The sequence below is a fragment of the Bacillus sp. FSL M7-1020 genome (assembly GCF_038050415.1).
In the GTDB taxonomy this organism is placed as follows: domain Bacteria; phylum Bacillota; class Bacilli; order Bacillales; family Bacillaceae_G; genus Bacillus_A; species Bacillus_A toyonensis.
In genome coordinates this window covers 1217391-1229711 of record NZ_JBBOTW010000001.1, presented here as the reverse complement: position 1 = coordinate 1229711, position 12321 = coordinate 1217391, and the positions used below count along the sequence as shown (strand labels likewise).

Genomic DNA, 12321 nt, shown 5'->3' with positions numbered 1-12321 from the left:
TAGTATAAATCTCATCTTAATATATAGTAACGACTATTGATTCTATGAAAGAAAGGAATGAAAAGATAAACAATATAAATAAAGGAAAAGTATTTTATGGTAATGATTGTTGCGAAGTAAGAGCTTGCAGTCATATTAATATCTCTAAGTCCGAACTGAAAGAGTTTGTTAGACTTCTTCAAGCACTTGGTCAAGCTATTCAAGCTGTCTTTCAAACCCCTTCTCAAAATAATATAGATAATCTAATTGATGCCCTAAATAATCTACAAAAGTTCCTCAATTGCTTAGATTTATCTCCGGCACAAAAACAAATCGGAAATTCTATTATCACTAATCTATTAACTATTTTAAGAACAACACCTTTCTCATGCGGAGCATTGTACGTTGAGCTACAAAGCTTGCTAAGTTATTTAAAGTAGATTGTTGTACTATCGACAAATTAGTTAAACTCATAACAGAGATCCAAACTATTCCTAGTTCAATACGGATCAGATTGCCTTGGAGGAGGTGATAGTAGGACTCAAGGGGCTTAACTGGTGTCCAAGGACCGGCGGGCGCTCAAGGTGCTACTGGTGCGACAGTCCAGCGGGTACTCCAATTCCTGTAACTATCGCGTCCATCGGAAACTCCAACGCACAAACTATATCTCCTGGAACAAACATCCAATTTAATCAAGTTTTTGAAATAAATACTATCACTTTTAATGACACTTCAGACACTTTAACAGTTTTAGAAACAGGCGTATATGATATTAATTTCTCAGCGTCTACAACTTTCCCAGGCTCTTCACCGTTTGGGTTCGGTATTTCCTTCAATGGTCAACCACCTACTCGTAATTTTTCAACTAACGTTATCAGTAGTGCTGTTTCTTTCTCTACAATCGTTACTTTACAAACTGGTACAACAATCGCTGTACAACCTACAGCAAATACTATTTCTATTCCTAACACAGGTGATACAACAGCAACACTATCTGTTTTCCGAATTTACTAATTTCACTAAATAAGCGTATTTATAATAATATGCATCATTTGACTGTAAATTAAATTTCTCTTTTTATATAGAACGGGGCACTTATTTGGGAGGATAAGTGCTCCTTCTTTACGTTTCTTTACCTCAAATTTACTCTATCTTAATCCTCATTTTGTATGATAAATAGTGAAGTCAAAGATATGAAAGAGGGATGAAAATGAGAGTTATGTCACTGATACGCATCTGGGTTGCTTTTATGGTATGCATTATTTTATGTGTAGGATTTTTTTTAACTCTAAAATATTCCACTATATCAAAAGCAGAGAGAAAAACAGTTCCATACAAGCTTTTGTATACAAAACAAAGTAACATCCCTTATTCCAATGCAGCAAATAATGAAAAAAAGGTTATAAAAGGAATGCTTATTACGAAAGCTTCTAGTTACGAAACGCTACTTCAAATTGCTGAAACGATTAAAGATCAGTATATAAATAAAGAAATTGATGAAATCACGCTTTCTATCCATAATGAAAATAATGGTAGTTATGAAGAAGAATTACCTTACGAACCTATTAGTAAAGGCAAAATCATTATCACATATGATTCTCAATCCTCTGGCAGTACGAACATTATACTAAACGAGTAATATCATTTCCCAATTGGTATGGGCTAATCATTAGCGGTGAATAAACATCCCTTAATGATTGAAGTTTCACTTTATTTTTCATACGAAAAAGAGGCGGATTTCGTTATTCGCCTCTTTCTTCTTTTACCAAAGTGATGGAATCCACTCTTTCACTTTATCAAACCACTCTTGCTGCTCTTGTTTTCTTTGTTGTTCCTGTTCTTTCCTTCTCTTCTCTTCTTCTTTTCTTCGTTTTTCCTCTTCGATTGTTTGCAATTGTTTTTTGTAGTCAGCCTCTGGTATTAGTGATAACTGGAATGCTTTTTGAGCTGGATTTGCATTTGCTTTTTTCATGATATCCCGGAACATCGTCGTCGTAATTTGACTCCCTCCTGGAACATAATGCTCGCTATCTGTTTTATCATATCCTACCCAAATCGCACCTACTAAATCTGGCGTATATCCAACAAACCATGAATCCTTTGCACCATTGCTTGGACCATTTACAATTTGAGTAGTACCTGTCTTACCCGCCGTATCAACATTATTAACTTTCGCTTTTTCACCTGTTCCCTTTTCGACAACACCTTTTAATAAATATGTCATCTTTTGAGCAATTTTTTCACTCGTCACCCGCGTCTCTTTCTTATACCATTTCCCAATCGTTTCACCTTCAGCGTTTTGAATTTCTCTAATTGCATGAGCCTCCACTTGAACACCATCATTTGCAAATGTACTATATGCTTGGGCCATTACAAATGGAGATGTACCTACATGCATTCCGCCTAAAGCAATCGGATACGTACGATCTTCTGGCACTATTGGAATACCAAATCTCTCTAAAGATTTCAATCCTTTATCTAATCCTATTTGTTCTAACAGCCAAACTGCTGAAACATTATACGACTTTGCCACCGCTTCATACATTGTCACATTACCATGGAAGGTAAGATCACTATTTTTCGGTTCGTATTCTTTAATACTAAATGGTTCATCTTTTAATATATCGTATACTTCATACCCTTGTTCTAACGCTGGTACATATACAGCAAGAGGCTTTAACGTTGAACCTGGTTGCCTTTTTAATTGAGTAGCATGGTTAAATTGTAAAAACTGATACGGCCCTCTGCCTCCAACTAAAGCTGGAACACCACCAGTTTTTGGATTCACAAGGACCACTCCTGTTTGCATGAGCTGATCTGAACCACTATCTTTAAAATAGTTATCATTATTCACAACATCTTCTACAGCCTGTTGTTTTTTCGAATCAAGCTCTGTATAAATACGATAACCACCTGCTAAAATCTCATTTTGTGTTAATTCGTACTTGTCCATTGCTTCTCTAACAATATAGTCTACATATTGAGAATATTTACCTTTGTATTTATCATCAACACCACGTTTTAATACAAGACCGGACTCTTTTTCTTTATTGTACTGTTCTTCAGAAATATACCCTTGCTCTTTCATTAAACTTAATACGACATTACGTCGTTCAATTGATTTATTAAAGTTTTTATAAGGCGAATACGCAGACGGCGCTTTAATCAAGCCCGCAATCGTTGCAGCTTCTGAAATTGATAAATCTTTTACATCTTTATCAAAATAAGATTTAGCTGCTCTTTTTATACCCCAAGCCCCTTCACCAAAATAAATTTGATTCATATACATTTCAATAATTTCATCTTTTGTATAAGTACGTTCTATTTTTTTAGTTAGAAAATATTCTTTTATTTTACGTGAGAACGTGCGGTCTTGTGTCAAAAATACATTTTTCGCAAGTTGTTGTGTAATTGTACTTCCCCCTGCTACAACTTCTCCTGCTGTAATATTTTTAAAAACCGCACTTATAATTCCACTATAGTAAATACCGTGATGGTTAAAAAACTCCTTATCTTCTACTGCAACAATTGCCTGAACCATAATGTTAGGAATATCTTTCCTTTTTACGCCTTCTGTTTTAGAAGAAGCCAATTTAGTCGCAACTTCATTGTTTGCATCATAAATTAAAGTCGGTTGCGGAACAGCTTGTTTTAATTCAGATATGTCTTGAATGGAAATTATTATATTTATAGCAATAAATAGAGTAACGAGTAAACTGCCCAATACGATTAATGAATTGCGTAGTTTCTTCCTCTTATTGAACCACTCAAGCGTTTTTTTAAAGTGAGTGTTCTTCAATTTCATTCGTTCACTTCCTTCGTTTGTTTACACTCTTCTTTTCAAAAGGAAGAATATACCTCCTTTTAAATTTAATATAATAACGTAGTCCTTCCTATAGTGTAAAGCTTTTCTTTCACATTCATACTTTTTGCAAGAAAAGGACATTCTACAAGTAAGATATTCAATATCGATTATTAATATTATTAATACAACAATGAGAGTTATGTTAAGTTTTTGTAAACTTTTCGATAAAATGTTTTAAAAAACGACAGTTTTTTGTTAGAATTGACTAGCCAATATATTTTACATATATTACTTTTGTGGGGGTAACTAATAATGGTCTTTAAATCAAAAAAAGATAAATTTTCTGAAATGTTAATGAATGTTTCTGAAAATTTAAAAGAAGGCGCGCAATTTTTCGTGGAGTATAAAATTAAAAATGCTAGCGATTTAAAAGAGTTTTCTATGCGCATGAAAGAATATGAGTCAAAAGGTGACTCATTTATTCACGAAATCATTATGGAGCTAAACAAAGCGTTTATTACTCCTATTGAACGTGAGGACATCCTACAACTTGCAATGAGTATGGATGATGTATTAGACGGATTAGATCACGGTGCTGGTCTGTTCGAAATGTATTCTATTACAGAAGCTGATGAATACATGATTAAATTCGTAGAAGCAATTAATCAATGTGCAATTGAAATTGCAAACTCTGTTGAACTACTGTCTAAAAAGAAGTTGGTCGACATTCGTACGAACGCGATTAAGATTAAGGATTACGAATCACAATGCGATGATATTCGTCGTCATGCGATTAAACACTTATTCTCTCGTGAAAAAGATCCGATTAAGATTATTCAATACAAAGAGATTTACGAAGAGCTTGAAGAAGTAGCTGATAGCTGCCAAAGCGTTGCAAACGTATTAGAAACAATTATTATGAAGAACGCGTAAGGAGTTTGATCATGGATACACTCTTGATACTGACCGTTTTAGTAGTCATTTGCGCTTTAGCTTTTGACTTTATCAATGGATTTCACGATACAGCAAACGCTATTGCAACGGCTGTTTCAACGAAAGCTCTAAAGCCTAGACATGCAATTATTATGGCAGCTATTATGAACTTTTTAGGTGCAATGACATTTACAGGTGTAGCAAAAACGATTACAAAAGATATCGTTGACCCATTTGCTTTACAAAATGGTTCTCTTGTAATTTTAGCTGCTTTACTTGCGGCGATAGCTTGGAACTTAATTACTTGGTACTACGGTATCCCAAGTAGTTCTTCGCATGCAATTATTGGCTCAATCGCAGGTGCAGCTATTGCTGCTGCTGGTATTAGTTCATTAAACCTTAAAGGATTCATTAAAATTCTTGAAGCTTTAATCATTTCACCGATTATCGCTTTTGTTATTGGTTATATCGTATACAGTATTTTTAAAGTGGTCTTTAAAAACTTTAACTTAACGAAAACGAATAAAAACTTCCGTATATTCCAGATTTTCACTGCTGCATTACAAGCTTATACACATGGTACAAATGATGCACAAAAAGCAATGGGAATCATTACGATGGCTCTTATGGCCAATAACTATCATACTTCTAGCGACATCCCGTTCTGGGTACAATTATCTTGTGCAATTGCAATGGGTCTTGGTACTTCTGTCGGTGGATGGAAAATTATTAAAACTGTCGGTGGACAAATTATGAAAATTCGTCCTGTAAATGGTGTAGCTGCTGATTTATCATCATCACTTGTTATTTTCGGTGCAACATTCATTCACTTGCCAGTTAGTACAACGCACGTTATCTCTTCTTCTATTTTAGGGGTTGGTGCTTCTCATCGTGTGAAAGGTGTAAAATGGGGAACTGCAAAACGCATGTTAATTACTTGGGTTATTACACTTCCTATTTCAGCTTCATTAGCTGCGTTATTTTACTACTTATTACACTTAATCTTTTAATCAAAAGTCGTCTTCCTTATTTTTCTAGGAAGACGACTTTTTTGTGAACAAGCCTATTTCTTATTAAAAAGCGTGTATAATAATTGATGGACAAGTTATATAGAGGAGTTGGCAATTTTGGAATACATCATGTTACTTTTCATCGGATTAATCGCCGGGACCGTCGGGAGCCTAGTTGGGCTTGGGGGCGGAATTATTATCGTTCCGTTATTAATTGGATTACACAGTTTATCACCACAACTCGCAGTAGGAACTTCTATGGTAACAGTCGTTTTTACAGGACTGGCTTCCACCCTTACGTATATGAAGCATAAACGGGTGGATTATAAAAGTGGACTTATTTTATTTATCGGGAGTGGCCCTGGTGGTATTATCGGATCATGGGCAAATAAATTTTTAAACCAAGATACATTTTCTTTATATTTTGGGATTTTCCTTATTTTAGTCTCCATTCTTCTTATGCTACGAGACAAATTAAAACCTCTTTCCTTATCAAATATGTCTGTCATTAAGCGGTCTTTTACAGATAACAAAGGAAATACTGTACACTATCAATTCCCACCGTTTCTTGCTATCTTTATCGCCTTTATAGTTGGGTTTATATCTGGATTATTTGGAATTGGTGGCGGTGCCTTACTCGTTCCAGCGATGATGCTTCTTTTTGCATTCCCAGCACACATTGCTGTGGCAACTTCGATGTTTATCGTATTTTTATCAGCAATTGTAAGTTCTGCAACTCACATCTCTCTTGGAAATGTTAGCTGGACTTATGCATTAATTCTTATTCCTGGTGCATGGATTGGCGGAAAAATCGGGGCTTATATTAATACAAAATTAAGCGGTAATGCCGTAATTAATTTATTACGTATCACATTAATAATTCTTGGAACTAGATTAATCATTACTTCACTTTTATAACGCGTTCTTTCTAGAATGCGTTTTTTTATACACATGAATATAAAAAAGCTCCTAGGAGAACAAATAAAACTAAACAAACACTTAATAGCATAAAATTTGAAATATGTACCTTCTTCAAGTTGATCACTCCTATAGCTGCGACTGTTATCTTTATGATAGCGAAAAAACAGTTCGCATGCAGTTACAAAGTGCTAACAATGCAAAATCATTTATTACAAATTTTATCCTTTTATTTCATTTCCTTGTATAATCTATCGATTCAATAAAAAAAGATGTCATATTGACATCTTTTTAGTGAAGAAGTGACCATCCCATAAAGTCTTCATGTACTTGGCACGCCCTCTTATCGTTTCGATCATATAATTCAGCATAACTATCTGTTTCTTCATCATAGGCCATCGTATAAATAATTTGGCCGTCTATTTCAACGGATAGAACGACTCCACCTTTCATCTCTTCTACATGAATGATAGCATTCGCCGGTATTCTCATATCCGTCATCTTCATCGCATCTAACAATATACTAAACCCCCTACAGCGTATTCATTGCTAGTACTATTACACACTAAATAGTATACTACTGTAATAGCATACATTTCGTCAATGAAATTGCTGTTTAAATAGCATATTGTCTTTATACATATACGCTAAAATAGAAGAACTAGAACTGTTTAAATGGGGGGCTAATATTGATTCTACACAAAGGAGATGTACTATTCCGTCAAGGCGAGGACGGTCCTTTATATTTTATAAAAACAGGTTTATTAAAAGTGGTTCGACTAGAAGAAGACGGAACACCATTTCTATTCAACATTATCGTTCCAGGTGAAACGATACCTCACCATTCTTTAATTTCGCCGAAGGAATATCACGGTACTGCTATTGCTTTAATAAAAACAGAAGTTGAACCGATTACTAGTAGCGAATGGTACGATAGACTTCAAGCAAACCCTAAATCATATGCCGACATCGCTATGCAATTACAATCGAAACTAAGAATGATGCAACAGCGGATTGACCAATTGTCAACCGTCTCTCCGAAAGAACGTCTTCATCGTTTACAAGAGTGGTTCACACTATATTTAGGTGACATTCCTATATATGAAATATTAACGCAAACTGAAATTGGTCAACTGATAGGTATACGCCGTGAAACAGTAAATCGGCTGTTAAGAGAACAAATAAAAAACGAGGTAAAATAATACCTCGTTTTTTGCTTATTCAAACTCACCCTATTGTAAGCTTGCTGCTGGACCAAAAAATTCATAATGAATATGCTCTTGTTTCACACCTAAATCAATTAGTGCAGTATTTATATGCTTCATAAATGGCACTGGACCACAGAAATAAAATTCTGCTTCAGTTGTCGGAATAATAGTTTGTAACCATTCACCTTCAATGAATCCTTCTTTATCAAAGTTTTTTATTTCCAAATCTTTTTCAGTCGGCGCAGAATAGCAAGTGTATGCTTTAACTTGTTCGTATTCATTGTCTACTGCCTTAACGTGTTCTTTCATCGCATGTGTAGTACTATTTATCGCTGCATGAACAAAATATACATTACGTTTTGAGTCTTGTTCAATTAACGTATTTAACATACTCATCATCGGTGTAATACCTACTCCACCACTAATTAGTACAACTGGTAATGTTGAATCCATATTTAATACGAAATCTCCCGCTGGTGCACTTACTGGCAGAATATCTCCTTCCCCTACATGATCATGTAAGTAATTAGATACTTTACCACCTGGTGTATCTACACCTTCTTCTTTTTTTACACTAATACGATAATATTCTTTTCCAGGAGCATCAGATAAGCTATATTGACGATTATGTGTATATGTTTCACCTTCAATATTTATTTGAATTGTTACATATTGTCCTGGGATGAATGAAGAAACTTTCCCGCCATCTTCAGGTTTTAAATAAAATGATGTAATAACGTCACTTTCTTTCACTTTTTTAACAACTACAAAGTTTCGGAAATCTTTCCATCCACCTTCTTTATGTGCAGCCTCTTCATACATCTCTGCTTCAATGCTAATGAATGCATCAGCAATGACTCCATACGCTTCTCCCCATGCATTTAAAATTTCATCAGGTGCACCTGCGACCTCTTTAATCGCTCGTAGTAAACATGTACCCACAATCGGATAATGTTCCGCTTTAATACCTAAACTTCTATGCTTATGACCAATTTGTTTTACAACTGGAATAATTGCTTCTAAATTATCAATGTACATCGCAGCTGCATAAACAGCATTTGCTAACGCTTGTTGTTGTCTTCCCTTTTTCTGATTCGTGTGGTTGAAAATATTCAATAACTCCGGATGTTCCTCAAATAAAATTTGATAAAATCTCGTTGTAATTTCAACGCCTTTTTCTTGTAATAATGGTACTGTTGATTTTACGATTTCAATTGTTTTTGCACTTAACATTGTATCCCACTCCTCTATTTCCTTAACTGTTTTTAGTTTAACTGAATTGTATTATACACATTGTGATTTTAATCACTATTAACACGGTGTTTTTGTGAAAAATATATGAACATTGCACTTACAAAAAGAAAATAAGCCAACTAGAATGCTAGCTAGCTTATTATTTGGACTGTATTGCTTGTTCAATTACCCTTATATCTTTCCCATCTCCAAATTCTGTATACCCCCAGATGTTCGTTTCGCCTCTATATTTATTTACGATAATATCTAAGTCATGGTATACACGATGGGCATAAACTACATACTCAATATTTTGAAGCTCCACACCTTTTTTTACAATTTCATAACTTCTATTTACATCACGTTTGATCTTTTCATTTTTTATTTCTGTATGTATGTTTTTTAAAGATGATTCTTGTTCTTGAAACCATTTCTTTAAATGGTTCCAGTCCCCGTCTGTATAATTCTCTGCCTTACCATAATTTAAGAAATTATTATAACTTTCATGTGTCGTACGAATAAAATCAAGCACTTTTGTCTCTTCTTGTACCGCTTCTATTTGAGCTATTGTATTTACCCCAGCGGGCTTATTCGCATAATGTAATAGCACTTTCATAAGACTATAACTCGCAATGATCATCACGATTATAATGCTGAACACACTTAGCAATTTCCTCATATACAGAACTCCTTTTCTACTATGAATATTACAATAGAGTGTTTCACTTCTATCATTCGCTCGTAGAAATACAATTCCTGTTTAAATTCTTCCTATCATTTCGACACTATTTTTCTACACATTTCGCCTTGGCAAATGCTCCTGTAAAACAATATAACCTTCATAAGCTGTATAACCAAGTATAGCTATTAATCCGATATAACAAGCGAATACTGTCCATTTCGTTTTCGCATCAACTTTATAATAGTTTTCTTTTTGTACTTTTTCTTTTTCCCATTCATTTAATCGTCTTTCCGCTACTTCAAATGCCTCCCTGATGTAAATTGTATACTCGTCTTTTTCATCCTCATATGGAACATAGTCTAGCGGCTCAAACTTCGGCAAAAGATGCTCTAACACTTCCATTCTTTGAAGTTCCCCTGTTTTTAATTCTTTTGCATGCTCTCTTTGTCTTAATACATTCATCTCATGATGCATCATGTATATAGTCCGATGCACAGCACCAGTTTCTTTTAGTTCCTCTTCAAGCTTAGCAACATATTCTTTCATTCCATCAATTCTATAACCTAATTCTTTAATCGGCTCATCTCTCTTTATTACTCTATATAGTTCCATACAGCCGATAATGAAAATAAATCCTCCCAAAATACTTTTAAAGTAAATTGAATAGCCTAGCAATAAAACAAGCCCTGCTCCCCAAATTTTCGTACTTACAACTGAAATAATCCGGCCACCATCTAGCGGTGAAACGGGAATTAAATTAAAGAAATTAATCATACTTCCAAGCAAAATAACAAGTGCCCAAAACGGCTCTTTCGTGATCATATAAAGTGGAATAGCCGGTAAAAATGAAAGTAATCCGAAAAGAGGCCCCATATAAGCAATATACGCTTCATCTTTTGCGTTTTTCGGCATCTCTTTCATTCCAATAAGAGCCCCCATAAATGGAATGAAGATTGCCGGTGATGTAGGTATCCCTTTTCTTCTTGCCGCCCATAAATGACCCATTTCATGAACAAATAACAAATAAACAAGTGCTACTCCAAATTTCCAACCATATATAACTGCGTATGCACCAAGTGATAGAAACATACTAAATACAGTTGAAAACTTTGCTAATTTAAAGATTGCGAATACCCACTTTAGCTTAGATAGTAAAAATAACCCTATTGCAACAATAATTCCCCATAATCCTTTTTTATTATTTCTCATGTCCCTCTCCTTTATCTTATTGAAATGAGCTATATGCACCCATTTCAGTTTATTCTATTCTCTATTATGACACATTTTTTTCTTTTCTTAGAAATAATGTTTATATCATCCATTTTTAGACAAAAATACAAATGAAAGGAGGTAGATACAAATGAAATTACAATCTCTCATTATAGGTGCTCTCTCTTTCTTAGCCTCAACTCTTATTTTTTATACCGTTAGCTACCTATTATTATTAGATTGGTTGCCAAATCACTTATTCATCGCTCTTATGATTCTATCCGCTCTTATGATTTCATTTCTTATTACACGAAAATCCATAAATGAGCCATCTGCAAAAGCAAAGTAATAGAGAGGGGATTCTCTCCCCTCTCTATTATCATTTCCTAGGAAAGTCCATATAGACTTTCCTATTCACTTTATCTTTGTAAATCCATTTTTTCACCATACTCTTTAACAATTTGAATGATATTTTGAAAAACGCCTATTTTTTCTTTTTTATTATTTAATATTTTCAAATCATAATTTTCATAATATGTTTCTAATGCTTTTAATTGTGATAATGAAGCATCTTTTATCGGAACAGTAACATTCAATTCATACTGTTTATACCCCTCCTTTACTTTTTCACCTGAAATCATTTCACTCTCTTTTGCTCCAATTAATTTTTGAACCTTTTCCGGGAAAATCAATTGCAAATAATATTCTTGTTCCTGTGCTAACTTGTTGTAAAGTGATTGCGAAATCGTATAACGTACCTTATAATTCATTTTTTGATCCCCTGCTTTAATATGAAACGCTGTAATCTGCAAATCTTTTTTCGTTACTTCTGTTAAAGGATCAACCTGTATCTCGTCTTCTTTTTGTTCTGGAATCTTTGGAAATATAGACAAAAGTTTTTCCGTATCTTTTTCGTTCAACATGTACATAGCCTTCTTATATTGCAGCCACCCTCGTCGATCTTCTCCTCTTAACCATGCATAATACTTTTCTTTTTTCCCATCTCTACTAATTTGTATTTCATATTCAGGTTCACCAAAGCTACCTGTTATTTCTTGTTTTTCCGCATTATTTATAATATCTATTACGGCCTTAACTTCTGACTCCTGTAACTTTTTCTCTTTATGTTTTTTTTGTATAACAGTTATCCCTATTGTTTCTTCCACTTCATTCACCGTCTCCTCTACTTGTTTCGTTTCTTTCTTTTGTTCTGCTTGACCACACGATGCTAGTAAAATCACACATAAAACCATTACATACTTCACTTTCAACTCAATCCCTCTTTTCTAATAAGAAATCCTTATAACCTTCATATAAGAAACAAAAACATGAGATCATATTAAA

14 protein-coding genes are annotated in these 12321 nt (G+C 34.2%); 8 read left to right on the top strand and 6 right to left on the bottom strand.

The genetic code is table 11. The features are described 5' to 3' along the window. The first annotated feature begins 44 nt into the window (after nt 1-44). From MHB70_RS31105 to MHB70_RS06395, 3 genes are all read left to right on the top strand, one after another. Nucleotides 45-419 carry a collagen-like repeat preface domain-containing protein gene (locus tag MHB70_RS31105; protein WP_002047645.1) on the top strand — a complete coding sequence of 125 codons (375 nt, stop codon included), beginning with the start codon at nt 45-47 and terminating at the stop codon, nt 417-419. An 88-nt stretch (nt 420-507) separates the two neighbouring features. Then, nucleotides 508-993, top strand: coding sequence for a Gly-Xaa-Xaa repeat protein (locus MHB70_RS31100; RefSeq protein WP_370114585.1), 486 nt, complete (start codon nt 508-510; stop codon nt 991-993). Nucleotides 994-1189: 196 nt separating this feature from the next. Continuing rightward, entirely contained in the window at nt 1190-1618 is a 429-nt protein-coding gene (locus MHB70_RS06395) for a hypothetical protein (RefSeq protein ID WP_001265580.1), read from the top strand. Nucleotides 1619-1741: 123 nt separating this feature from the next. Here the strand turns inward: MHB70_RS06395 and MHB70_RS06390 are convergent, their stop codons facing one another. Then, nucleotides 1742-3784 (bottom strand): transglycosylase domain-containing protein, encoded by a 2043-nt coding sequence (locus tag MHB70_RS06390; RefSeq protein WP_000769258.1) that lies wholly within the window; start codon nt 3782-3784, stop codon nt 1742-1744. Nucleotides 3785-4096: 312 nt separating this feature from the next. Here MHB70_RS06390 and MHB70_RS06385 point away from each other — a divergent pair, with 312 nt between their 5' ends. The 3 genes from MHB70_RS06385 (at nt 4097) to MHB70_RS06375 (ending at nt 6645) form a co-directional block, all read left to right on the top strand. After that, nucleotides 4097-4717 (top strand): DUF47 domain-containing protein, encoded by a 621-nt coding sequence (locus MHB70_RS06385; RefSeq protein ID WP_000231444.1) that lies wholly within the window; start codon nt 4097-4099, stop codon nt 4715-4717. A gap of 11 nt (nt 4718-4728) precedes the next feature. Next, the gene (locus MHB70_RS06380) at nt 4729-5727 is read left to right on the top strand and encodes an inorganic phosphate transporter (RefSeq protein ID WP_000380277.1); all 999 of its coding nucleotides are present in this window, start codon (nt 4729-4731) and stop codon (nt 5725-5727) included. 117 nt (nt 5728-5844) lie between these two features. Then, entirely contained in the window at nt 5845-6645 is an 801-nt protein-coding gene (locus MHB70_RS06375) for a sulfite exporter TauE/SafE family protein (protein WP_000455753.1), read from the top strand. A 291-nt stretch (nt 6646-6936) separates the two neighbouring features. Here the strand turns inward: MHB70_RS06375 and MHB70_RS06370 are convergent, their stop codons facing one another. Further along, entirely contained in the window at nt 6937-7164 is a 228-nt protein-coding gene (locus MHB70_RS06370; protein ID WP_000883004.1) for a hypothetical protein, read from the bottom strand. Between the two features lie 170 nt (nt 7165-7334). Between MHB70_RS06370 and MHB70_RS06365 the strand changes: the two genes are divergently transcribed. Further along, nucleotides 7335-7847: a Crp/Fnr family transcriptional regulator gene (locus MHB70_RS06365; protein WP_000600584.1), complete on the top strand. Its 513-nt coding sequence runs from the start codon at nt 7335-7337 to the stop codon at nt 7845-7847. A 30-nt stretch (nt 7848-7877) separates the two neighbouring features. On the opposite strand, the gene hmpA is transcribed toward MHB70_RS06365, so the two are convergent. The 3 genes from hmpA to MHB70_RS06350 all read right to left on the bottom strand — a co-directional run bounded on the left by hmpA (nt 7878) and on the right by MHB70_RS06350 (nt 10977). Next, entirely contained in the window at nt 7878-9086 is a 1209-nt protein-coding gene (gene hmpA / locus MHB70_RS06360; protein WP_000947322.1) for an NO-inducible flavohemoprotein, read from the bottom strand. A gap of 160 nt (nt 9087-9246) precedes the next feature. Continuing rightward, nucleotides 9247-9765: a hypothetical protein gene (locus MHB70_RS06355; protein ID WP_001228785.1), complete on the bottom strand. Its 519-nt coding sequence runs from the start codon at nt 9763-9765 to the stop codon at nt 9247-9249. A 114-nt stretch (nt 9766-9879) separates the two neighbouring features. Continuing rightward, the gene (locus MHB70_RS06350; RefSeq protein ID WP_001245427.1) at nt 9880-10977 is read right to left on the bottom strand and encodes a site-2 protease family protein; all 1098 of its coding nucleotides are present in this window, start codon (nt 10975-10977) and stop codon (nt 9880-9882) included. 151 nt (nt 10978-11128) lie between these two features. On the opposite strand from MHB70_RS06350, the gene MHB70_RS06345 reads away from it, so the two are divergent. Next, a complete protein-coding gene (locus MHB70_RS06345; RefSeq protein ID WP_000776284.1) occupies nt 11129-11326 on the top strand; it encodes a hypothetical protein in 198 nt (65 codons plus the stop codon). A 70-nt stretch (nt 11327-11396) separates the two neighbouring features. Here the strand turns inward: MHB70_RS06345 and MHB70_RS06340 are convergent, their stop codons facing one another. Further along, on the bottom strand, nt 11397-12248 hold the full coding sequence (locus MHB70_RS06340) for a hypothetical protein (protein WP_000865656.1): 852 nt from the start codon (nt 12246-12248) through the stop codon (nt 11397-11399). Nucleotides 12249-12321: the final 73 nt, after the last annotated feature.

Bases quoted from the DNA above. Each gene is read 5' to 3' on its own strand.
- MHB70_RS31105 (WP_002047645.1), top strand. From the start codon at position 45: ATGAAAGAAAGGAATGAAAAGATAAACAATATAAATAAAGGAAAAGTA.
- MHB70_RS06395 (WP_001265580.1), top strand. From the start codon at position 1,190: ATGAGAGTTATGTCACTGATACGCATCTGGGTTGCTTTTATGGTATGC.
- MHB70_RS06390 (WP_000769258.1), bottom strand. From the start codon at position 3,784: ATGAAATTGAAGAACACTCACTTTAAAAAAACGCTTGAGTGGTTCAAT.
- MHB70_RS06385 (WP_000231444.1), top strand. From the start codon at position 4,097: ATGGTCTTTAAATCAAAAAAAGATAAATTTTCTGAAATGTTAATGAAT.
- MHB70_RS06380 (WP_000380277.1), top strand. From the start codon at position 4,729: ATGGATACACTCTTGATACTGACCGTTTTAGTAGTCATTTGCGCTTTA.
- hmpA (WP_000947322.1), bottom strand. From the start codon at position 9,086: ATGTTAAGTGCAAAAACAATTGAAATCGTAAAATCAACAGTACCATTA.
- MHB70_RS06355 (WP_001228785.1), bottom strand. From the start codon at position 9,765: ATGAGGAAATTGCTAAGTGTGTTCAGCATTATAATCGTGATGATCATT.
- MHB70_RS06350 (WP_001245427.1), bottom strand. From the start codon at position 10,977: ATGAGAAATAATAAAAAAGGATTATGGGGAATTATTGTTGCAATAGGG.
- MHB70_RS06345 (WP_000776284.1), top strand. From the start codon at position 11,129: ATGAAATTACAATCTCTCATTATAGGTGCTCTCTCTTTCTTAGCCTCA.